We start from the raw sequence: 22,883 nt of genomic DNA, 5'->3' as shown, positions 1-22,883 counted from the left end.
ATTGCAACTAGACCAGCCATAAGCGGCTCTAGCTTCTTTATAATCCGGCTCACTCTTGATTCGTCAATGTTAAACATAAAGCCTATCTGCATCATTGTGCTATAAGTGCGAAGGTACATTAGACCTCTTTCGAAACTCGCTCATGATGCGCAAATGCGAGGAGTATACGAAGCACAGAGCCGCAGCGTACATGAAGTACGTGAGGACTTGCGCATCGGAGCGACGAAGCAGTTGCCATCAGGAGTAGAGTTAGGAAAGAGGTCTAATAATCACGAACAACCTTCTTCACCCCTCGCATTGGCTAATTGTTAATTAAATACTTACGCAAGAGGTCTATTTTTTATCGCATTTCATACACCTCCATTATAGAGGCTAGTTAACGCCCGCTTCCTAGCTTATCCAAAAAAAAGGGGGGGGGCTAATGCATAAACAACCCACCATTCACGTGCAAGGTTTGCCCAGTAACGTAAGCAGCCTCCTGACTAAGCAAAAACATCGCGCACGCCGCCACATCCTCGGGCAATCCTAGACGCTTCATAGGAATCCTTTGCGCAATCATATCCTTTTGGGATTCTGCAAGCTTTTCAGTCATTTGAGAAACAATAAAACCTGGTGCTATAGCATTTACAGTCACACCTCTACTCGCCACTTCTAAAGCCAGAGCTTTAGTCATGCCAATTAAACCCGCCTTCGAAGCGCAATAATTCGCCTGCCCGGGGTTACCTGTGAATGCCACAACGGAGCTGATGTTAATAATGCGCCCATACTCACCCCTAGCCTTAAGCATTTTGGTGAGCATCTCTCTATTTAAAATAAAATTAGCTTTTAAATTCACATCTATTACTCTGTCAAAACTCTCATCCTTCATGCGCATTGCCAATGCATCATCGGTAATGCCTGCGTTACACACCAAGGCATGTATCTGATCAATAGATTGCGCCATATCTTTGATTGCCTGAGTATCTGCAAGATCACAGACCCTCACTTCGCATCTCTCCCTTAAGCTATCAGCAACGCGATCTAGCTTATCTCGGTTAGTACCATGTAAAATTACATGTGCTCCCTGTGCATGAGCTTTCACGGCTATTGCACGGCCTATGTCTCCACTAGCACCAGTTACCAAAACTATTTTATTTTCTAACATGCCTTTATCACCTCAAGTAGTTCCCTCTAAGTAGTTTTTCAGATTAGACCTCTTTCCAAACTCGCTCATAATGAGTAAATGCGAGGAGCATACGAAGCCAAGAGCTACAGCTATACATGAAGTTAAGTGAGGATTCGCGCATCGACGCGCCACCACAGCTACCATCAGAAGTAGAGTTTGAAAAAGAGGTCTATTTTTATTTCAGATTGTTGTCTCAAATTGTTATCCCAAGCTTGTTATTAGTATACTAAAACACCAACGTCCTTCACCTGTTCAGACTCCGCGTCTACTTGCAATTCATCTGTACCAGAATCTGTATTATCTATTATATCGCTAATTACAGAAGGAGTTTTAAGAATAGCAGACATTATTTCTTCGGCGATAGCAGGATTATCTTCTAAAAATTTACGAGCATTTTCCTTACCTTGCCCAATCTTAGAGTCTTTATACGAAAACCACGAACCTGATTTTTCTATTAAATCGCCCCTCACGCCCAGATCAATAATCTCCGCGGCTCTTGAAACACCTTTGCCATACAATATATCAAAGTCTACAGTTCTAAATGGAGGTGCTAGTTTATTCTTCACCACCTTCACTCTCGTTTGGCTACCAATCACATCCTCTCCTTGTTTTAGAGCCCCTATGCGCTTTATTTCAATTCTCACAGAAGCATAAAACGGCAGCGCATTACCCCCAGTGGTAGTTTCCGGATTGCCAAACATCACTCCTATCTTCATCCTAATTTGATTAATGAAAATAACTATACAGTTAGTTTTAGATATAGAACCAGTTAGTTTTCTTAATGCTTGGCTCATCAGCCTTGCCTGCAAACCCACATGAGAGTCGCCCATATCCCCTTCTATCTCCGCCTTTGGCACAAGCGCGGCAACTGAGTCTATAATAATTAAATCCACCCCTCCAGAACGCACCAGTGTGTCGGCAATCTCCAGAGCCTGCTCGCCTGTATCAGGTTGTGATATCAGAAGTTGGTCAATATTCACACCAAGTTTCTTTGCATAAACGGGGTCTAAGGCATGTTCTACATCTATAAAAGCGCAAGTACCACCTGTTTTCTGGGCCTCTGCGATAGCATGCAGAGTTAAGGTGGTTTTGCCAGAACTAGCCGGTCCAAAAATTTCTATAATGCGTCCCTTAGGAAGGCCACCTATACCTAGAGCTAGGTCTAAACCAAGAGAGCCTGTGGAAATAACCTCAATGTCTATATTAGGCCTTTGTCCAAGCCTCATGATAGAGCCTTTGCCATAACTTTTTTCAATTTGAGCTAAAGCCGAAGCTAGAGCCTTGTCTTTATCTGTCGTCATGTATCTTTTATATATATTAATTTAAAAAAGTAATTACTATTAATTAGCGCCAGAACTTATCAAGAAGTGCTAGCATAAAAGAACCTAAGCGTAAAAAACTTTGATTCTCATGCACTATAATGAATAGTAGTGCAATAAACGAAAAAAGCAACTATCAACTCTAAAGCGCAAAGCGGTTGTGCTTATGAGAGGACTCAAAAAAGAGGTTATTGGTTCTTTAACTCATTCGCTCTTCTATATATTTGATTTTTCTTACCATTAGGATAAATATTAAGCACAGAACTCACTATTTCCTTCACGCTCATCTTATTTGCCAGCATTTCTATAATTAACTCATCCATCTCATCTTCTTTCACTATAGGTGTTGCATTAGATATCAAAAGTATCACCTCGCCCTTGATATTCCTCGTACTTAGAGTATTAATCAATGAGCTCAAACTCTCCGTTAATATTTCTTGATGTAATTTCGTAAGTTCTCGCGCTATGGCCGCTTGCGCATCGCCAAAAATTTCCAAGGCGATTTGTAGAGAGGAGACCAGACGGTTTTGCCTTTCAAAAAAGATTAATGTAGTATGTATACCACTTGCCTTTTGAAAGAAATTTCTTCGCGCCTGTTCAGTTTTGGGTATAAAACCCCCAAAATAAAAACTATCCGTAGGCAAAGTGCATAAAGAAAGAGCCATAATGAGTGAGCACGGTCCTGGTATGGCATCTACATGATATCCCTCTTGCTTTAAATCCCTAGCAAGTTTGTATCCAGGGTCTGAAATTAACGGAGTGCCGGCATCACTGATAAGCGATACTATGCAACCAGCTGCGATGAGCTGTTTGATCTGATTTAACGCTATTTTATGGTTATAATCATTGTATGTACCGTATTTTGAGTGTATATTATACCTAGAGAGGAGTTTTTGCGACTCCTGAGTGTTCTCGCATAAAATGAGGTCTGATTGCGCTAGCACCTCCACTGCTCTGAAAGTAATATCTTGCAAATTGCCTATAGGCGTTGATATTAAATATAGCCCCGCCTCATATTGGCGAGTTTTATTAGTATTAAGGCCATGCACCTGATCATTGTTATTTATCATAAATTCAAAAACTTTTTGTAATTATTATCATGCGAGATCTATTAAAACCAAATAGACATCTTTCCAAACTCGCTCTAGGTCAAGAGCAAATGCAAGGAGCGTACGAAGCACAGAACGCTCAGCGTACTAAAGTACATGAGGACTCACGCATCGACAGCAACGCACAGTTGCCGTTAGGAGTAAAGTTATGCAAGAGGTCTAATGCAAGATTTGCCATCTTATGGATTCTTGGATTGTTTATTCTCTACGGATGTCAGAGTAGCCAGCAGGTTGATCGCGCAAGAGCAACAGATATAGATCAAGATAAACATATATCTCCTCAAAATACTAGCACCACAGAGGTTGCAGTGTTGATGCCACTTAGCGGCAAGATGGAGAGGCAAGGCACGCAATACAGCAAACTCATTAGCATGGGCATGGGGGATGCAATTAAAAGCTACGTACACATCACATCTTATGATTTGCATGACGAGGAGCAAATTGAGCAAATTGTTGATAAAATTATTAAGAACAACACTAAAATTGTTATAGGCCCGATATTTAGTAGAATGACTGAGTTTTTGAAGGAAAAGCTGCAAGGGCATGATATAATTATTATGAGCATGTCTAACGATGTAACGTTAGCGCAAGATAATGTGTTTGTATTTGGCCATATACCCTTGCAACAGTTAAGCTGTATGAGCGACTATCTTTTGTCTAATTCATACACTCAGTTCATCACTCTTCTGCCAAAAGACGCATATTCATATAAAATTAATAATTTGCTAAGCGAAACCTTGTCGCAGAATAATGCAAAATTAGTAAGTAAACAGTTTTATTTTGATGACCCCACTTCCATCGAAGATAGTGTAAATTTAGTGAACCAATGGGTGGATGGATTGAATGAGATGGATGAAAACCATTCCCGTCCGGTAGTGTATCTCATAACAGACGAGAAAAATTTGCCAATCATCCTAGATCAGATAGCCGCTCTGAACTTAGATAAAAAAGCATTGATAGCAGGCGATAATAGGCTTGATATGATTTCTACATCAAGCGCAGATTTTATATTTACTGGTAAAATAGATCATTACCAATACTCTCTTGCTAACAAAGCCAAAGCCATTGGCGTCGATCATCTTTCATATATGCATCTTTTAGCGTATGACTTGGGTTATATTGTAGCAAAAGCAATAGGCACTGGCTTCACGCATGATCGCTTTGTGCAGGCGCTGAGCCAGAAATATAATGGTTTTTCTGGTGATATTGAGTTTATAGATAATGTGGCAAAACGTCAGTATCAAATTATCAGGAATCAGCAGGGTAGTTATTTTGTTTTGCGTAAAAGTAGTAGATAAACCACCACACTTCTATTTAAAAATATAGCGAGTAATTTTAAATGTTAACGATTCAAATTATAGGCAAAATAACTCTTCTAGCTTTGCGGCATACTGGTTCTTTTTGCATTTTTGCAAGCCATGCAATTCTGTCAATCTTTTGTATACCTTTGTATATTAAGCAATTATTAAAGCAACTTGCCAGAATAGGTTTTTATTCCATCCCCGTGGTGGCGCTCACCACCTTTTTTTCCGGGGCAGTACTTGCTTTGCAGAGTTATAATAGTTTTGCTAAATTTTCTGCCCAAGATAGTATAGCCACTATAGTAGTGCTTTCTATCACCAAGGAGCTGTCCCCAGTATTAACGAGCCTGATGCTTGCTGGTAGGGTTGGCGCATCCATTGCGGCCGAGATAGGCACTATGAGGGTGAGTGAGCAGATAGATGCGCTTTACACATTATCAGCCGATCCTATGAAATATCTGGTTAAACCTAGATTGCTCGCCATTATCATTAGCCTACCATTGCTTACTTTGATGGGTGATGTGATAGGGGTTTATGGTGGCTATGTTGTTGGGGTGTATAAATTAGGCTTAAGCTCGCATATCTATATAGTTAACACTTTTAAAAGCCTCGTGGTTTCAGATGTTACTGTTGGTTTGATTAAATCTTTAGTGTTTGCGTTAGTGATAGGTTTTGTGAGCTGTTATAATGGATATTTTTGCAAAAATGGCGCTAGGGGAGTGGGAGATGCAACCACGGGCACTGTTGTATCATCTTCTATTTTAATTTTATTAAATAACTATCTGATTGCGAATATTTTCTTTTCATAATCCCATGGGTATTTTAAGGTTTTAAGGTATTTTCACGCATGAATTCTCAATCTTTATATAGCGCATGCCCCACGAAGCATCAAATAGTTGTTAGCAACGTGAGTAAATCTTTTAACGAGTTAGCTGTGCTGCAAAACGTGAGTTTGCAAATACCTAAGGGCTCTTCATTCGTCATTCTTGGTGGCTCTGGTAATGGCAAGTCTGTTTTGATTAAAACAATTATTGGTTTAATTAAACCAAATAACGGAGATATATATTTAGATGACGTGAACTTATGCAAAATTTCATATAAAGAGCGCTTCGCTCTCATGAGTAGATTTGGCTTTATGTTTCAGGGGTGCGCGTTGTTTGACTCAATGACGATTGAGGAAAATGTAACCTTTTTTCTTGCGCATCGTAATAAATTATCTAAAACACAGAGAAGGCAAATAGCTCTACAACAACTTGAGATGGTTGGGCTTTCCGCAAAAGAACTCGCTCTATTTCCATCTGAGCTATCGGGTGGAATGCAAAAACGCGTAGCTCTAGCTCGCGCCATTTGTCATCAGCCAGAGATTATTTTTTTTGATGAGCCAACTGCGGGTTTAGACCCAATTATGTCGGAAACTATTAATGAATTAATTCAAAAAATTACTCAAAAGCTAAAAACTACAGCTATTACCATCACGCATGATCTTTGCAGTATGTTTAAGATTGCGACTCATGTAGCTTTTTTAAATAACCGCACCATAGAATGGCAAGGGCGGTTGGAAGAATTAAAAACAGCACAAAATACTGCGCTACAAAACTTTATCAAAGCCAGAGGGTGGAAGGATGGATAATGCTATTTTACTTCCTTTTCTGTGTCTAGCATCTCTTGATCCTCTATTATTTCGGAAATCTGCGCCCCATCATGCACCTTGGTGAGCCCTTCCAAAACAATAACTTCTCCTATAGCTAACCCTTGCGCCATTACCTCTTGTTCTTGCATCCCTTTCGCCTCCTCTTTCGTTGCTAGTTCTTCTTTTATTACCACCTCCTTTTTTGCTGTTGGTTGCTGCTCTACCTGCGTGTTGTTTTGCGAAGGGTAATTCTTAATCTCCACAAATCTATTTAATTTTGTACCAATATCAATATAAATCTTACGCGCAACCTTCTGCCCTTTATCATCTTCGCTTATTTTATAAAGAAAGTATCCGTTATCATCCTGCATAAGGCATTGCTCTGGCACGCACATAGCCTTATGATGATTAAAATTAATTTCGATTTGTGCATAACCGCCACTAGGCGCGATCATCTGGTTTGCGATCGCCTTTAGCAAAAAAGTACCGTTGTTTGACAGGGAATTGCCGATAAAATCAATCTTTAATTCTATCAATTCTCCAGCGTCATTTTGAGAATCAGCTTGAGTTTGGCGTTGGGAGGGGTGCGGAAGAGCTTTGCAACGACTCTGATTATTAATCTTGCCATACATGGCCTGTGGTAACTCCATTAATATTGTTTGAGCATCGTCACACATTAAAGTGAATAAGTAATCACCTTTTTGTATATTATCTCCTACCAACAATCTCCCACCTCCTATCTTAGCATCATATGGAGCGGTGATGATCATAGAGTGATAAACTTTTAATTGCTCAACTTGTTTAAGTTGAGCCGCTGCATACTGGCTATAAACAGTATCTAGCTTTTCTTGACTGATATATTTCTTATCAAACAAATCTAATTGGCGCTTATAGTTTTCGCTAATAGCTTTTGTGTCACTCTCTATCTGCGCTTTGAGTCTTTCAGCTATTTGTTGATCTATAACAAGAATCACATCTCCAGCAACCACATGAGGTTTATTTACGATATAATCTACATTACCATTGACTTGCGCGTAATATTCGCGATTTTTGAGATTTTTGCACTCACCTATAACCTTAAGGGAGTCGTAGAACTCCATTTCCTGGACTTTTGTTACAACAATCGCCAGGGCGTTTGTAGCGTAAAGAATAATTGCCAAGAGCAGACATGGCTTTTTGATTGACCAAGGCGCAGTCTCTGCTACCCATTCATTCCGCAAATTCACTCGATTCTCTCTTCGCAAAGACATGGCAATCTTATCAAAATAATAAATTAATTAATAAATATAATAACCTTATTTAATCTTGATTAAAGTGATTTTTCTTTGTACGGAAGAAAGCAGGTACATCATTCACATCAGAGTCAATCTGCATCTTATTATGATATCTAACAGTCTCTGATTGGTGATGGTTCTGGGTCTGTTCTTTATTAGTAAATGAATTAATAACTTTACTTAAAAAAGATTTTTTTGCTGGGGGGTGAGGATAACTGCCGTAAGCAAATTGTCCATGATGCTGAGCAGCAGAAGTTTCGTAGCCATGACGCTCTGCATGATACTCTTCGCTTTTGTCATATCCATCACGCGCATCATCCTCTATATTGGGAATATAACTATTAAACACTGGCACTTCTTCTATTGGCTCGGCAAACTGCATTTTTTTACTAGTAACAGTAGCACTTTTCTTCTCCTGCACTTCTATTCCTAGCTGTTCTAATAAATTAGCATCAATGCCAGTTGCTATAACAGAAACCCTAATCACCCCCTCTAAACTATCATCAAAAGTAGAGCCTACTATCACATTTGCATCATCATTATTCACCGCCTCGCGAATCCTATTTGCTGCCGAGTCTACTTCGAAAAGAGTCATATCTAAACCACCAGTGATATTAATTAGCACACCCTTAGCACCATTCATAGAATTATGCGCAAGCAGTGGATTAGAAATAGCGCTGTCTGCAGCAGCCGTCGCTCTGTCCTCGCTATCAGATTGGCCCGTACCCATCACAGCTTCGCCCATTTGACTCATAACAGCTTTAATGTCTGCAAAATCTAGATTAATCAAGCCTGGTTTAATAATTAAATCAGTAATACAGCGCACGCCATCATATAACACATTATCTGCCATTTTAAAAGCATCAGCGAAGGTTGTGTGGGTATTAGCAACTTTAAATAAATTCTGATTAGGAATTACTATTAGGGTGTCTACCACCTTCTTTAGCTCAATCAACCCTTTATTTGCGATTTTTGCTCTATGCGCACCCTCAAAGTCAAAAGGTCTGGTAACAACTGCAACGGTTAAGATGCCCATTTCTTTAGCGATGCGAGCTATCACTGGAGCTGCGCCAGTACCAGTGCCGCCACCCATACCAGCGGTAATGAAAACCATATTGCTTTTTGCCAAAAAACTCTGTATCTCTTGCAATGATTCTTCCGCTGCAAGCCCCCCAACCTCAGGAGAGGCTCCGGCACCTAGACCCTTTGTAGCATTTGCCCCGAGTTGAATTTTATGTTCCGCCAAGGAGTGTTCTAAACTCTGAGCATCGGTATTAGCTACCACGAAGGTTGCGCCTAGCAAGTTAGCCTGTATCATATTATTTACTGCATTGGTGCCAGCACCCCCTACGCCTAGCACAACTATTACAGGCTTCAGATCTATCTGCTCAACTGCCTTTAAATTTATTGCCATAAACTTTGTTCTAAAAGATATTATTTAAAATAAATCAATAAAAATTTATAAGAAACAATAAACTTTTGCCTCCCATAATTTATCTTTATTGTTTTGAAGAACATATTAAGCTATCATGCATCCTTCATCAAGGGTATTTTATAGTTTTGTGCGTAATTTTATGATATATATTTATTTAAAACCCGTATTTATTAAATTTATAAGGAGGTTTAATAATTTTTTCTCATGAAACACAAATTGATTTTAACCGGTGATAGGCCAACCGGCGCTTTACATCTTGGGCATTATGTTGGATCATTAGCAAGCAGAGTGAAGCTGCAAGAGCAATATCAGCAGTATATTATGCTCGCTGATGTGCAGGCTTTAACAGATAATTTTCAAAACCCACAGAAAGTAATAGATAACGTATATGAGGTAGCGAAAGATTATTTGGCTGTTGGTATAGACCCAAACAAAAGCACTATTTTTATTCAATCACAAATACCAGAAATTGCCGAGTTAACGATGTACTATCTTAATTTAGTTACTCTAGCTAGATTACGTCGCAATCCTACTGTAAAAACTGAGATGGCACAAAAATCATTTGAAGCGCAAACAATTCCGATGGGGTTTTTGTGTTATCCAATAAATCAGGCTGCTGATATCACTATTTTTCAAGCAAATTTAGTGCCGGTTGGAGAGGATCAATTACCTATGTTAGAACAAACAAACGAGATAGTGCGTAGTTTTAATAGAATTTACGATACTTCCTGCTTAGTAGAGTGCGAGGCGTACTTAAGCGAAAATACTAGATTAGTTGGTATAGACGGCAAAAATAAAGCAAGTAAATCATTAAATAATGCTATCTTCTTATCTGATGACGAAGCGCAAATTAAAAGCAAAGTATTTGCGATGTTTACTGATCCTAACCATATAAAAATCACAGATCCTGGCAATGTTGAAGGTAATGTTGTGTTTGCTTACCTTGATGCTTTTCACGAAAACAAAGAGGAGGTGGCCGAACTAAAGACGCATTATAGCAAGGGTGGTTTAGGAGACGTAACTATTAAAAATATTTTGAATCAAACTTTGCAACAGTTTATAGCACCTATACGTGAGCGCAAGAAAAAAATTCATATCGATGACGTGAAGCAAATGCTACATAATGGAGGTGCGCAGGCAGCTATAAGGGCTAAAGCGACTATTGCGCAAGTGAGGAGCGGCATAGGGATAAACTATTTTGAGTAGTGACTTTTCTGTTACTATTGACAAGCGTAGTGAAGTGTTTAGGATTGCTTTATCTGCTGAGCTACTGGAGCGTTACTTTTTATTCACATAATATGTTTAGGATTGCAATCGTGATTTTTCGCGAAACTGTCGAAATAGCTATTATCTTAGCTATGATATTGGCTGTGACTAGAAATATCAAAAACTCTAAAATATTCGTTTTGTCCGGCGTGATTTTGGGAGTGACCGTATCTTCCCTTTTCGCTCTATTTATACAGAATTTCTCCACAGCATTTAGTGGCCTTGGAGATGAAGTTGTTGATGCTTTTGTTATGTTAGTTTCTTCTCTTGTAACTACCTGGACTGTACTGTGGATGAATGAGAAATATACTCCCGATGCCTTTTGTAGTTTGCGTTCATCTAGTAATATGCCGCTAGCTATTACTTCTTTGGTGAGTGTGCTATTGATCAGAGAAGCGATAGAGATTATAATGCTAGTGTATAGTGTATCGGCGGTTACAGATATCTCGGTTGATCAGTATATTGTTAGCGTTTTTATTGGCTTTATATGCGCAGCCCTGGTGGGGTTGTTGGTGTATCGTAGTTCAGAGATTATCTCTAAAAATGCGTTAATAAAAATTGCATCTTGGTGTTTAACCATTTTGTCTGCAGTCTTGGCTTCTGAAGCCGCCGCGATTTTTTCTTCGCTTGGCATGATTGAGATTTACCATAATAAACCATTATGGAATTCATCTATCTTTATTAGCAATGAAAGTTATTTGGGGCATATTTTAAGATCTGTTGTTGGCTATGTAGCAAATCCGAATGCTGCGCAGGTTTTAGGGTATCTATCACCATTTGTGATAATACAAGTTAGTAGGCTGGTTTCTAGCTTTAGGCGCAAGAATCAGGTGAAAATTTGAGATTCTCCCTTTTAAAATAAATTTCTTAACTCCGTCTCGGCATGAAAAAATTGAAAATAATTCAAATTAAAACAATGTTAATAAAGTGCTAAGGTTGCTTAAATTACTTTCAGAGTTGGTTCCATTAGTTGTGTTTTTTGTCTGCTATCATTATGAAGGCATACAGAATGCAGCGATATACATGTTTATTGCTTCGTTAGTTGTTGTGTGCGTGGTGTATATCATAGAGCGCAAAGTGCCAACCTTCTCCATTATTTCTACCGTGGTGCTTTTGCTTTCTGCTCTCCTGAGTATAGCAACTGGCAATACCATGTTTATTAAAATGAAACCTACAGTATTGTATTTGCTGTTTGGCTCAGCATTCTACCTCAGCGCATTCAGAAAAAAACCATTCTTGCAATTTATGCTAAAAGAGGTGGCTGACCTTTCGTTAAAAGCATGGGTAACGTTAAGTTATAGATTTGCCTGGTTTTTTATTGCAATGGCTCTCTTAAATGAGGTGATGTGGCGCAGCTGTGAGGAGGGTACATGGGTTAAGTTTAAAGTTTTTGGCGCCATTCCAATTACTCTGCTTTTTACCTTTTCGCAAATCCCATTTTTACTAAAACATAGAACAGATCACAAGGGTTAATAGTGAATAAATTACGGAAAAACGTTGGCTTCATTTTTTTTGCAGCAATTACCGGTAATATATTAGAGTATTACGACTTTACAGTCTATTCGGTTTTCTCTTCAAATATAGGTAAGACTTTTTTTACTAATCAATCTGAATTTATGCAGATTCTGCTTAGTTTAATGGTTTTTGCAGTTGGTTTTGTTACAAGGCCTCTGGGTGGCTTGCTGTTTGGATATATAGGCGATAAATATGGCAGAAGAATCGCATTGATTCTTTCTATGGCCGGTATGACTATCCCCACATTCGTTATAGGCCTTACTCCTTCAGCCTCTGCTATCGGAAACTATGCCCCGGCAATATTAATAGTAATGCGACTAATGCAGGGTTTGTGCATTAGCGGAGAAGGAGCTGGTGCTGCCGTGTTTATCTTAGAACATCATAATCATTTAAAACCTGGTACGACTGCCGGTATAGTGCATGGCTCTAATATTTTAGGTACTCTTATCGCGTCTGTTGTTGGTATAGCAATAGAGAGCTATTGGCCAAATGCAAGCCATGCTTGGCGCTTTGCTTTTATTTTAGGTGGTGCAATGGGTTTGTTTGGCTTTTACTTGAGAATCAAAGTGGCCGAAACCCCAATATTTCTCATGCTCAATAGTAAAAAACGCGAGGTGTCCGAAACCTTCTCTGTCTTGCTTAAGTCCGCTACGCCATCTCTTTTTCTTACCTTCTGTGTTGGTGGGGTTGCTAGTAGCGTGCTTTACCTAGTAAAAACTTACGTCAATGTATTTTACTCTAATGTAATGCATTTTGATAATAAAATTGCCCTTACTTATCTTCTTTACGCTTCGTTAGTGTCTATGTTTTTTATGCCACTAGCTGGTTTTACTGCAGATTGCGTAGGCAAAACCAAAACAATAGTTGCCTCGGCTCTGCTAGTGCTTTGCTTGTCTCTCCCTACTTTGTTGTGGATGTCATCTTGTTCTGTTTTTTATCAAATTCTAGCCTTAACTATGCTTGGGGCACTGGGTGGCATGATTTCTGGTTCGGCATATATCTTTATTATATCTTTGTTTAAACCAGAGCAAAGATTTTTAGGCGTGGCGTTTAGCTATAACCTAGGTATCGCAATTTTTGGAGGTACATCACCCATTATATCGCGTTGGTTAGTAGAGAAAACTCATCTATTCTATTCTCCTGCCTTTTACATCATGGGCACTTCCTCAGTTTTTCTTTTGATATTATTTCTGATGCGATCAAAGGTATTTGATGGGATTAGTCAAGCAAAATAATCGCTCTAACTACTTTCGCGGCGTTGTGACAGAGGTAGTGGTGGCATGGGTTTATTTTGCCTCTGGGTATAAGATTTTAGCTCGCCGCTATAGAACCCAGGTAGGTGAAGTGGATATTATCGCAGAAAAAGACAATACTTTAAATTTTATAGAAGTGAAACTGCGAGCGTGCATTAGTGGTCCAGACAGCCCGTTGCCGCTAAAACAGCAAAAAAGGATAGCCCGCGCCGCCTATCATTTTCTCTCACAACACCACATGTATAGTGGCTATAACGTTAGCTTTGATTTTGCTATGGCCAGCAGTATGAGAAATATTAATATCATACAAAATGCATGGCAGTGTGACGATTGGGACTTATGCGCTAGCATCTAAAAACAGCGTAGTCTTGAAAAGGGTTTAACGAGAAAATACATGTATTTCTGTATAGATAATTAACTATCAATCATGATTAATCTGAATTATGACAGAAACTAGAAAATTTGATGCGCAAGTCGATAAACTGCTACATCTGGTAATACATTCCCTATATTCAAATAAAGAAATTTTCTTGCGGGAATTAATTTCCAATGCATCCGATGCCTGCGATAAACTACGCTATCTTTCGCAAACAGACGAATCTGTCTTAGAAAACGATCCTGACCCATGGATTAAGGTGCTATTGGACAAGGATGCTAAAACCATTACGATACAAGACAATGGAATTGGGATGAACCAGGATGAGTTGATTAATAACTTAGGAACGATAGCAAATTCTGGCACTCAAAAATTTCTAGACCAAATCTCAAAGGACGAAAAGAATAGTAGTAATTTAATAGGTCAATTTGGCGTTGGATTTTATTCTTGCTTTATGGTTGCTAGCAAAGTGTCTGTGCTTTCAAGAAAAGCTAAAGAAGAGCGGGCTTTCTGCTGGTCTTCTGACGGAAAAGGAGAATATTCAGTCTCTGAGGCCATGAACGATGTGCCAAGAGGTACAAAAATAATTTTGCATCTTGATGAACATGAGGAATTTTTAGATCTTTTTAGAATAAAACAAATCATCAAACTCTATTCCGACCATATTTTAGTACCAATTTTTGTAGGTAGAACGGAAGATGCGCACGAACCAATACAAATTAATTCTTCTTGCGCAATTTGGTCTAAAAGCAAAGCGGAGATCACGCAGAAGCAGTATACTGAATTTTATCGCAGCATTGCTAATGCATCAGATGAGCCATGGGTAGTGATGCATAACAAAAATGAAGGAAATGAGACGGACTTTACTAATTTATTATTTATACCATCTACAAGGCCTCATGCACTTTTCCATCCCGATCGCAAAAGATGTGTGAAGTTATGCATTAAGCGTGTGTTTATAGCAGATGATAATGTAGATTTAATACCGCATTATTTAAGGTTTTTATATGGTGTTGTGGACGCGCAAGATTTGCCATTAAATATTAGTAGAGAATGGTTGCAGCAAAATAAAGCGATACACACCATTAACCAAACCATTACGCGCAAAGTATTATTTGAACTAAAAAGAAGGAAGAATGATGAAGATTATTTAATATTTTGGAATAATTTTGGTGCGGTGCTCAAAGAAGGATTGTGCGAGCCCGCGTCAGATCATCAACTTATTTTAGATACGTGTCTTTTTTATAGCGCCATTCAGCAAAAACCAATTACTCTTGCGCAATATACCCAGGAGTTAGGTGAAGGGGGAGTGATATACTACCTTGTAGGCCCAGATTTAGAGCAACTTCAAAACAGTCCGCAAATAGAAAAATTAATAAAACATAACAAAGATGTGTTATTGCTTACAGATCCAGTTGATGATTTCTGGACCAATATTGTGTTTAAGTATGGCGAGTATGAGCTCCAGCCGGCTAACGCTAAAGGTTTGAAGGTGGGAGCGGATGATGCAAAAGAAAACTCCGACACAAGAGACGAAGGGGTGTTGAACGAGTTTAAAAAGATCCTTAGCTCCCATGTGTCGGAAGTGCGTTTCTCTGATAAGTTAGTAAGCAGCCCAGCGTGTTTAGTTACGGAGGAAGGCAGGATGAGCAGCAGAATGCATCGTCTGCTTGCGGAGCAAAGGGGTGGCGCTTTGCCATTAGAAAAAATTCTAGAAATTAATGCTAATCATAAATTGATAGAGAGGGTGGGGCAGTTGATGGATGGTAAGAAAGCTAATGCTAAAAATAAAACAAAAGATAACGCAGAGCTCAAGGAGAGCCTGATATGGCTGGTATTCGATCAAGCTTGTCTTTTAGATGGAGAGTTACCTCGCAATACTGCTAGTTTTGTTAAAAGAATGAATCAAATGTTAGAAATGTTATAGGTTCTTGCAAATGAATTTAAACTATCGTATGATGAACTATGTAGTCTAGAATGTTGGTTAATGCATGAGCGTTTTTACACGTTATTCATTGCACAGAACCATGGTTTAGATTTATCACGAAATTGTTTTTAAGGCTTCTTTGTCTTTGTATAGTTGTTTGCAAATTGCTTCAAAAAGCCTTATTAACAAACTTTGCGGGTGTGGCGGAACTGGTAGACGCACTAGATTTAGGTTCTAGCGCCGAGAGGCGTGGGGGTTCAAGTCCCTCCACCCGTACCACTCTTTTGATAACATTTCATAAGAAGCTTTTGTATAACTAGACAATACTGTTTTTCATTGTCTTTCGCGTAGCTTTCTCGTTATTTTCCGTTCCTGCTATTAATTTCATTACAAAAACTATATAATTTTTATTGTCTTTTTCTTTATATATCCAATATCATCTTTATTAACATGCAAGTTACTGAATTAGAAAATACTGATACCACTCTCAAAATTAAAGTGTCATTTACTTCGCAAGAGTTAGATTCTGAAGTTGAGCGGCAATTACAAGAGATTACTAAAACTTTAAAAAAGCCTGGATTTAGACCTGGTAAAGTGCCCATGTCTATTGTACGGAAACAATACGAGCCAGCAGTAAGACAAGACTCAATACAATCTAAAATTTCTAGTAGTGTTCAAGATATAGCGCAAGAGCGCAATCTTCATCTTTTTGCATCACCCGAAATTAGAAATGTACAGCAAGTAGGTGGTTTGGAATTTGAAGTAGAGTATCATGTAAACCCTCAAATTCCGCATCAGTTATTTTCTAGTATTGTTCTGCAATTTCCAACCCTTAAACCGAGTGAAGATGAACTAAATGGGTTTAAGACCGACTGGTTGCATAATGTTGCGCAGGAGTATGACCATGCCGAGGAAGGGCGCTCTACTCAGCAGTTCGATAAGATTTCATTAGACTTCACTGGTTTTATAGACGGAGTGGAGTTTGACAACGGCAAGGCGCAAGATTTTGCATTAGTGCTTGGGAGTAAATCGATGATTCCGGGTTTTGAAGAGCAATTGATGAACAGAAAGCAAGATGAAAAGGGTAGTTTTACAGTTACCTTTCCAATCGACTATAATGCGAAAAATTTGCGCGGTAAGGAAGCAGTGTTCGAGTTTCATGTCAAAGATATTCAGGTACCTCGTTATTTGCAAATAACTGATGAGTTGCTTGAAAAACATAATATTACGCTTCAAGAATTAGAGGTAAAGTTAACAGACGCCATCCAAAAAACTTCAGCTGCGGCCATAAGAGATTTTAAAACATTAAAATTATTTGATACCTTGGAGGAAAAATTGAATTTTGCCGTTTCGCAAAAGCTTTTGGACAAAGAGATATCGAAGGTAAAACAAAGCGCTTTGCAGAAGGATACTAGAGTTGATGAGCAAGTGGCAAGTAATGAGATGGACGAAGAAGAGATGAAAAGAATAGCTCTGCGTCGTTTGCGCATTGCTATGTTGATTTCGCGCTATGCAAGCGAGCATAATGTGCAAATCACTCAACAGGAATTAGTTATGACTTTGTTTACGCAGTTGAGTATAAAATTTGGCCAAGAGATGGCGCTAAAGTTACTTGATAGTTTGGCATCTAATGACGCTCTGATGCAGAATGTTGCATACAGTGCATTAGAAACAAAAGTGATTGATATCATTTTAGATAAAGAAGTAAAAGCGGAGCAATTACTTTTTAGTAACGTACAAGAATTACGGCGGTTCTTAACAGAGAATTCCGAACGTAATGATGCGCAAAAATGATAGGTGGCGCTTAGGCTTTAAAATAGCACGGCGTTAATAAGAGGGCGAGTTAGTTGAATAATGTAAATATAGATGGGCAAAAGATGTTTCATGAAATAGTAAAGGAGATTGATTTTTTAGATACGCAGCTTCGAATAAGCACTGGCAAAATCGCAAACCAAGCCAATGGTTCGGTAGTGGTACAAATGGGAGAGTCGGTGGTGTTATGCACGGTGGTGTCTGATTTTAAAACTCACAAAGATCTGGATTTTTTTCCTTTAACTGTCACATATCGTGAGATGTTCTATAGTGCTGGCAAAATACCAGGCGGTTTTGTAAAGAGAGAAGGAAAGAGTTCCGAAAGGGAGGTATTGGTTTCTAGGTTAATAGATAGACCTTTGCGCCCCTTATTTGCAGATTCTTTTCTTTATGATACGCAAGTGGTATGTACAGTACTTTCTTATGACGCGAATTATAATACTGACATCTTATCTGTAATTGGCGCATCTGCTGCTTTAGCCATCTCTGATATTCCAGTGCTAGACACTATCGCTGCAATGAGAGTAGGCATGATAGATGATAAGTTTGTGCTGAATCCAACGCACGCGCAGCTACAAAATAGCAAGTTAGACTTAGTGTTAGCCGGTACAGCAGAATATGTAATGATGGTGGAGTGCGAAGCTAATATTCTATCGCAAGAGCAAATATTAGAGGCTATAGAGTGTGGCCATAGCGCTATACAGCCAGTTATTCAGGGTATAAAGGATATGGCAAGAAAAGTGGCGAAAGTGAAGAAGGCGCTACCAGAAGAACGCGCCTTACCGTCATTGTATCGTCAAATTGAGCAAGAAATTAGCGCTGACATCTTGAAAGGTTTTGAGGTGTCAATGAAACAAGATCGATATGCATACTTTCACGATCTACGAGCTCAAGTGATAGAAAAGTTTACCTCGCTAGAGGATGAGGTAACCATTAAGCGTTGGTTTAATAATATTAAATCTCACATTATGCGCCTCATGATAGCGAATAATAAAAAACGCGTAGGTGGTCGTGGCTTTGCCGAGATTCGCCCAATTCATACAGAAGTTGGTATTTTGCCAAAAACTCATGGTTCAGCGCTGTTTACACGAGGCGAGACGCAGAGTTTAGTGGTAACAACTCTTGGAGTTGGTCAAGATGAGCAAATAGTGGATAGTTTAGATGGAGAGTATAAGGAACATTTTTTATTAAACTATATTTTTCCGCCTTATTCTGTGGGAGAGGTTGGTGCGCTTAAGGCGCCTAGCAGAAGGGAGGTAGGGCATGCCAAGCTCGCATGGAGAGCGCTACGTCAAGTAACTCCAACTAAAGATCAATTTCCTTACACAACAAGGGTTGTGTCGGAGATTACAGCTTGCAATGGTTCTTCTTCTATGGCCACTATATGTGGCGCTTCAATGTCTATGATGGATGCGGGCGTGCCATTAAAAGAGCCGGTGGCTGGCATTGCAATGGGGTTAATTAAAGTAGACTCGCAGATGGCCATCATCTCTGATATTACGGGCGAAGAAGATGCTTTAGGTGATATGGATTTAAAAGTTGCAGCTACTAAAAGTGGCCTTTGCGCTCTACAGATGGACATTAAGGTGCCAGGCATTACATTGCAAATCATTAAACAGGCTTTGCAGCAAGCGCAAGATGGAATAAAACAGATTCTTGCAGCCATGAATGAGAGTATTGCGCTGCATAGGCCGGAGATTAGCAAAAACGCTCCAGTGGTTCGTAGTATTAGCATCCCAAAAGATAGAATTGGAGAATTGATAGGTCCTGGTGGCAAGATTATCAAACAGATTTGTGAGATGAGTAATAGTAAAATTGATATAGGCTCCGGAGGGGAAGTGTTAATTTTTGCTAATACCGCGCATGATTCTGAAAAAGCATGTAGCATTATTCAAAATTTATTGTTCGAACCTGTAGTTGGCGCATCTTTTACTGGAAAAGTAGTAAAGATTATAGATCGTGGCGCATTTGTTAATTACACTCTAGGGCGTGATGGGTTTTTGCCCGCTCAGGCTTTATTAACCAAACATGAAACTTCTTTGCACGAAGTGTTACGGGAAGGTCAGGAGGTGAAGGTGGTGATAGCTGGAACTGAGCATGGTAAAGTAAAGCTACGCCTTGAAAAACAACAGCAACCAACAGAAAACATGAATAGTGCTCATCGTCAACCTATTAATTTTATAAAAAAACGAGAAGCTGGTCAGGGATCTGCGGCTGGGCATGAAGTGATCGAAAAGAAACATTTTAAATAGATTAATTAACGTAGAATGCGATATAGTTGCTTTTTATTAAACTATCAAGTGTTGTTTTTTGATTTTATACTAAACTCACTTATTTTTTTCTATTCTCTTTATGAATAGATATTGCAAGGGCATGATATTTGTTGTACTCTTGAGTGTGTTAGAGCTTAAAGGAGGCTTGGCTTGGCTAACCTGGCAGTTGATAGTATTGTGTATGTTATCCTGGCTGATCTCTGAAGTAAAATTTTTAAAAATCTAATCATTTATTTAGCAAGATCCAATAGACTTCTTTTCGAAACTCGTCATGATGGGCAAATGCGAGGAGCGTACGAAGTGCAGATCTTTGAGCGTACGTGAGGTACGTGAGGGTTTCGAATCGACAGCGCCACCGCAGTTTGTATGAAGGAGTGTAGTTTCTTGAAGAAGTCGAATCTAAAATTAAATATAAATTAAATTAATATAGAGTTTATTCCTTATGTTGAAGTCATTAAAAGTTATATATCTGTTATCAGTAGTGTTATTTTGCTCTTCTGTTCAGGCAACTGGCGCTGGTGCTGGTGGTGTTGTTCTGGCTAAGTATAAAGGTGGCGAAGTTACTGCTGCACAGATAGAGCAAGAATTTAGAGCCATGCTAGATTCGCAAGAAGCTACTAAAGGTAAAACTTTTGCTCAGCTCGATAAAAACGTTCAAGACGCTTTGTTGAGAGCATTTTTGAATGCAGTTGTTTTACAGAAGGAAGCTCAAGGGTTAAAGCTAGAATCTGATCCTAGCTTTCAGGATAAGCTTGAGAATAGTCGCAAGCAATTGGTGCAGTCAGAAGTTTTGCAAAGATATATAGCGGATGCCATCAATGAGAAGATGATAGACCAAGAGTACGAAGCTCTTGTGCAAAATCTAAAAGGCCAGAAGCAAGTAGAAGTTTCTCATATTTTGGTAGTGTCTAAGGAGGACGCGGAGAAGGTGAAGAAGGAAATTGCCGCTGGTCAAAAATTCTCTGATGTAGCGAAAAAATATTCAAAAGACGAAGCTAGCGCGAAAAATGGCGGTAAAATTGGTTATATCTTGAGAGATCAAGTGCCTGCTGAGTTTGCTAAAGAAGCTTTCTCGTTAAACAAAGGTCAGGTTTCCGCTCCTTTTCAGACCCAGTTTGGCTGGCATATTATTCAGGTTCATGGTGACCAACCTGCTACTCCTCCTACCAAAGCTGATGCAAAGCCAGGTTTGTTGGCAAACTTGAATAAGAGCGCTGTAGAGGCTTACCTGAAGAAGTTGTATGAGAAGTTTGATGTAAAAATCGAAGCTGACACATCCAAAGGTAAGGGTGGATCTGAAGAGTCTAAAGGCGCAGAGAAGGAGTAAGAGTGAGGCGGAGCTAGGCGCGGAATAGAGCGGAGTGAGCTAGAAGGCTAGTAAAAGAGGATTTCGCGAGAGAAAAACAATTCTTCTGCTTGTCAAATCTCCCGGTGGTTGCCCTGCAATTTATGTAGTGAGAGGTAGTAGAAGCGGCTTGAATATAGGGGATTGAAAAGTAGTATAAGGATGTATTTTCTGGTGATGCAGATGCATAATATACTACTTCAAGTGCTTATATTAAACCTTTCTTGAAAAAAAATCAAGGATAGAATGTTTTGTCGAAATGATGATTAGCCTAATTGAAAATTGTTCAGTTAGCACCAAAAATATGGATTTTGGCATCAGGGGTAACACTAAGCATAGTTCTAAAACCCAGAGAACATGTAGGTTTCTTAAAAATCAACCTTTTAACTACAACGCAATCGCAGAGTTTATTTTTAGTATATTTTGCTGCAATGAATACATAATTTCCTTGGATCGCACATGTTGGAAATTCGGCAAAAAAGACATTAGACCTCTTGCATAACCCCTTTGTACTCCTCGTATATTCCTCCTTCATTTTTAGGTTATGCAAGAGGTCTATTAATATATTATTCTTGGTAATAGTTTTTGGTAGGATTTCCGTACCGATTTATTGGCATCAGCTTGACCATCGCGTGGAGTGTGCGATAGCGCTTTAATGAAAGAAATGATGCGGTTTATTAATCAATTTAGAGCAAAAAACGTTAATACTTACTAGCCGATCGTGAGTTTATGAGCAAAGAATAGCTGGATTTCCTTATAGAAAGACAGATTGACTTTTCTATTCCGTTAAAAGGATACGAAGATTCGCATTGAAAACCTTGCAAACTAAAGCAGCAGGCCAGAGCTTTAAGCATCTACAACAGTTTGAATATGTTGAGGTTGAAGCAGTTTTATGGGATCACTTAGAACCAGTCACGTAAAACCACGTGATAAGTTTTGCATCATAATTTTTGTAAAAGCCAATTGTACAAAAGCCTTAGCTGAAGAGGTGGTTATTCCGTAATCTTTTGATAATCTTCTAAAGTTACCAAGCCAAGCGAATGAGCGCTCTACAAGCCATCTCCACTGTCGCACCTGAAAGCAATTAGTGCCAGCTTTAGGCTTAACAATGGTAAGTAAACTACCGCGAGTGTGAGTATAAAACCACTTCTGTAAATCTCTTTGGTAACATTGGTCAGCTAAAATCCTTACTAACCTTGGAAATTTTTCCTTTAGACCAAATAATACTCTTTTTGCACAGTTGCTATCATGAGGGGTTGTGCTGTGGACATCGATATTCATAGGATAATTAGGGTATCTACAACTATATGACGCTTCCTACCTGCTACCTTTGCCTCCGTCATATCCCTTTTCTTCATTAGACCTCTTTCGAAACTCATTTATACTAGCTCCATGTTATAAATAGTTGCAATCAAATTGAATCTGAGGCCAAACCTTTTTTGTCTGTTTCTGTATTTGTCAGATATGATTTTAAATCGTTTAATCATGCCGATAACATTTTCATTAACCACTCTTTCACTGGCAAGCTCTTGATTCTTCTCCTTATCCTCTTTTGTTAACGGATTTTTCTTAGAACCAGTCACGCAAAAGGTTGAAGTATTGGAGGGACATCGTTATGATTGGCATCAAAGGGAGGATATGAGATGTCAACGAGCTATACGAGTGATTTAACAGATGAAGAATGAGCCGTAGTCGAAAAGATAATTTACAAAAGAAGGGGGAAACAAGGCAGGCCGCCCCCTAGGGATGCCAGACGTTTATGGGATGGTATATTTTACATTACCAAAAATGGCTGTTTCTGGAGGGATTTACCCAAAGATTTTGGTCCCTGGAAAAGGGTATTTAATTACTTTAATCGGTTAAAACATAGGGGAATACTTGAA

General features: G+C 39.0%; 24 protein-coding genes and 1 tRNA gene. 16 read left to right on the top strand and 9 right to left on the bottom strand.

Annotated elements, in window-relative coordinates; all coding sequences use genetic code 11:
* Positions 1–119, bottom strand: a 119-nt coding sequence (locus Sarmat_RS07300; protein WP_207187027.1) for a helix-turn-helix domain-containing protein, incomplete at its 3' end; no start/stop codon positions are given.
* A 34-nt stretch (positions 120–153) separates the two neighbouring features.
* Between Sarmat_RS07300 and Sarmat_RS01730 the strand changes: the two genes are divergently transcribed.
* Positions 154–312: a hypothetical protein gene (locus Sarmat_RS01730; RefSeq protein ID WP_202149127.1), complete on the top strand. Its 159-nt coding sequence runs from the start codon at positions 154–156 to the stop codon at positions 310–312.
* A gap of 106 nt (positions 313–418) precedes the next feature.
* Here the strand turns inward: Sarmat_RS01730 and fabG are convergent, their stop codons facing one another.
* Positions 419–1,144 carry a 3-oxoacyl-ACP reductase FabG gene (gene fabG, locus Sarmat_RS01725; RefSeq protein WP_202149126.1) on the bottom strand — a complete coding sequence of 242 codons (726 nt, stop codon included), beginning with the start codon at positions 1,142–1,144 and terminating at the stop codon, positions 419–421.
* Between the two features lie 116 nt (positions 1,145–1,260).
* Between fabG and Sarmat_RS07035 the strand changes: the two genes are divergently transcribed.
* Complete coding sequence (locus tag Sarmat_RS07035) at positions 1,261–1,395, top strand: hypothetical protein (protein WP_279611732.1); 135 nt, start codon at positions 1,261–1,263, stop codon at positions 1,393–1,395.
* Here the strand turns inward: Sarmat_RS07035 and recA are convergent.
* Together recA and rsmI are read right to left on the bottom strand one after the other, a co-directional pair.
* Positions 1,384–2,466 (bottom strand): recombinase RecA, encoded by a 1,083-nt coding sequence (gene recA, locus Sarmat_RS01720; RefSeq protein ID WP_202149125.1) that lies wholly within the window; start codon positions 2,464–2,466, stop codon positions 1,384–1,386. The two genes, Sarmat_RS07035 and recA, sit on opposite strands and share 12 nt — an antisense overlap.
* Before the next feature lie 206 nt (positions 2,467–2,672).
* Positions 2,673–3,554 carry a 16S rRNA (cytidine(1402)-2'-O)-methyltransferase gene (rsmI, locus tag Sarmat_RS01715; protein ID WP_202149124.1) on the bottom strand — a complete coding sequence of 294 codons (882 nt, stop codon included), beginning with the start codon at positions 3,552–3,554 and terminating at the stop codon, positions 2,673–2,675.
* 89 nt (positions 3,555–3,643) lie between these two features.
* Here rsmI and Sarmat_RS01710 point away from each other — a divergent pair, with 89 nt between their 5' ends.
* The 3 genes from Sarmat_RS01710 to Sarmat_RS01700 are packed head-to-tail and all read left to right on the top strand — an operon-like array spanning position 3,644 to position 6,524.
* Positions 3,644–4,891 carry a penicillin-binding protein activator gene (locus tag Sarmat_RS01710; protein ID WP_202149123.1) on the top strand — a complete coding sequence of 416 codons (1,248 nt, stop codon included), beginning with the start codon at positions 3,644–3,646 and terminating at the stop codon, positions 4,889–4,891.
* Between the two features lie 41 nt (positions 4,892–4,932).
* Positions 4,933–5,703 (top strand): MlaE family ABC transporter permease, encoded by a 771-nt coding sequence (locus Sarmat_RS01705; protein WP_202149122.1) that lies wholly within the window; start codon positions 4,933–4,935, stop codon positions 5,701–5,703.
* Positions 5,704–5,741: 38 nt separating this feature from the next.
* Complete coding sequence (locus Sarmat_RS01700; protein ID WP_202149121.1) at positions 5,742–6,524, top strand: ABC transporter ATP-binding protein; 783 nt, start codon at positions 5,742–5,744, stop codon at positions 6,522–6,524.
* Between the two features lie 2 nt (positions 6,525–6,526).
* Here Sarmat_RS01700 and Sarmat_RS01695 read toward each other — a convergent pair whose 3' ends face one another.
* Both Sarmat_RS01695 and ftsZ read right to left on the bottom strand, forming a co-directional pair.
* A complete protein-coding gene (locus Sarmat_RS01695) occupies positions 6,527–7,684 on the bottom strand; it encodes an efflux RND transporter periplasmic adaptor subunit (RefSeq protein WP_202149120.1) in 1,158 nt (385 codons plus the stop codon).
* 139 nt (positions 7,685–7,823) lie between these two features.
* Positions 7,824–9,212, bottom strand: coding sequence for a cell division protein FtsZ (gene ftsZ / locus Sarmat_RS01690; protein ID WP_202149119.1), 1,389 nt, complete (start codon positions 9,210–9,212; stop codon positions 7,824–7,826).
* A gap of 225 nt (positions 9,213–9,437) precedes the next feature.
* Between ftsZ and trpS the strand changes: the two genes are divergently transcribed.
* From trpS to Sarmat_RS01640, 10 genes are all read left to right on the top strand, one after another.
* Entirely contained in the window at positions 9,438–10,439 is a 1,002-nt protein-coding gene (gene trpS / locus Sarmat_RS01685) for a tryptophan--tRNA ligase (protein WP_202149118.1), read from the top strand.
* 17 nt (positions 10,440–10,456) lie between these two features.
* A complete protein-coding gene (locus tag Sarmat_RS01680) occupies positions 10,457–11,341 on the top strand; it encodes an FTR1 family protein (protein WP_202149117.1) in 885 nt (294 codons plus the stop codon).
* 85 nt (positions 11,342–11,426) lie between these two features.
* Positions 11,427–11,972 (top strand): inner membrane-spanning protein YciB, encoded by a 546-nt coding sequence (locus tag Sarmat_RS01675; protein ID WP_341826594.1) that lies wholly within the window; start codon positions 11,427–11,429, stop codon positions 11,970–11,972.
* Positions 11,973–11,974: 2 nt separating this feature from the next.
* Complete coding sequence (locus Sarmat_RS01670; RefSeq protein WP_202149115.1) at positions 11,975–13,249, top strand: MFS transporter; 1,275 nt, start codon at positions 11,975–11,977, stop codon at positions 13,247–13,249.
* Entirely contained in the window at positions 13,227–13,622 is a 396-nt protein-coding gene (locus tag Sarmat_RS01665) for a YraN family protein (protein ID WP_244127097.1), read from the top strand. The genes Sarmat_RS01670 and Sarmat_RS01665 overlap by 23 nt, the downstream gene beginning before the upstream one ends.
* A gap of 85 nt (positions 13,623–13,707) precedes the next feature.
* Positions 13,708–15,570, top strand: a complete 1,863-nt coding sequence (htpG, locus tag Sarmat_RS01660) for a molecular chaperone HtpG (RefSeq protein WP_202149130.1) — start codon at positions 13,708–13,710, stop codon at positions 15,568–15,570.
* 194 nt (positions 15,571–15,764) lie between these two features.
* Positions 15,765–15,849 (top strand) — tRNA-Leu (locus tag Sarmat_RS01655).
* A 171-nt stretch (positions 15,850–16,020) separates the two neighbouring features.
* Positions 16,021–17,364 (top strand): trigger factor, encoded by a 1,344-nt coding sequence (tig, locus tag Sarmat_RS01650; RefSeq protein ID WP_202149113.1) that lies wholly within the window; start codon positions 16,021–16,023, stop codon positions 17,362–17,364.
* An 83-nt stretch (positions 17,365–17,447) separates the two neighbouring features.
* Positions 17,448–19,634, top strand: coding sequence for a polyribonucleotide nucleotidyltransferase (locus Sarmat_RS01645; protein WP_410520489.1), 2,187 nt, complete (start codon positions 17,448–17,450; stop codon positions 19,632–19,634).
* Between the two features lie 463 nt (positions 19,635–20,097).
* Entirely contained in the window at positions 20,098–20,982 is an 885-nt protein-coding gene (locus tag Sarmat_RS01640; RefSeq protein WP_202149111.1) for a peptidylprolyl isomerase, read from the top strand.
* A gap of 304 nt (positions 20,983–21,286) precedes the next feature.
* Here the strand turns inward: Sarmat_RS01640 and Sarmat_RS01635 are convergent, their stop codons facing one another.
* The 3 genes from Sarmat_RS01635 to Sarmat_RS01625 all read right to left on the bottom strand — a co-directional run bounded on the left by Sarmat_RS01635 (position 21,287) and on the right by Sarmat_RS01625 (position 22,583).
* Entirely contained in the window at positions 21,287–21,550 is a 264-nt protein-coding gene (locus Sarmat_RS01635; protein ID WP_202149110.1) for a hypothetical protein, read from the bottom strand.
* Positions 21,551–21,912: 362 nt separating this feature from the next.
* Positions 21,913–22,281, bottom strand: a complete 369-nt coding sequence (locus Sarmat_RS01630) for a transposase (RefSeq protein ID WP_202149109.1) — start codon at positions 22,279–22,281, stop codon at positions 21,913–21,915.
* 98 nt (positions 22,282–22,379) lie between these two features.
* Complete coding sequence (locus Sarmat_RS01625; RefSeq protein WP_341826593.1) at positions 22,380–22,583, bottom strand: transposase family protein; 204 nt, start codon at positions 22,581–22,583, stop codon at positions 22,380–22,382.
* A gap of 117 nt (positions 22,584–22,700) precedes the next feature.
* On the opposite strand from Sarmat_RS01625, the gene Sarmat_RS07295 reads away from it, so the two are divergent.
* The coding region (locus Sarmat_RS07295; RefSeq protein WP_202149129.1) for a transposase at positions 22,701–22,883 on the top strand (183 nt) is incomplete at its 3' end.

The sequence above is a fragment of the Candidatus Sarmatiella mevalonica genome, assembly GCF_016751895.1.
In the GTDB taxonomy this organism is placed as follows: Bacteria; Pseudomonadota; Alphaproteobacteria; order Rickettsiales; family Rickettsiaceae; genus Sarmatiella; species Sarmatiella mevalonica.
Note: the sequence above shows the minus strand (reverse complement) of the source record. Positions and strands in the feature narration are given on the sequence as shown.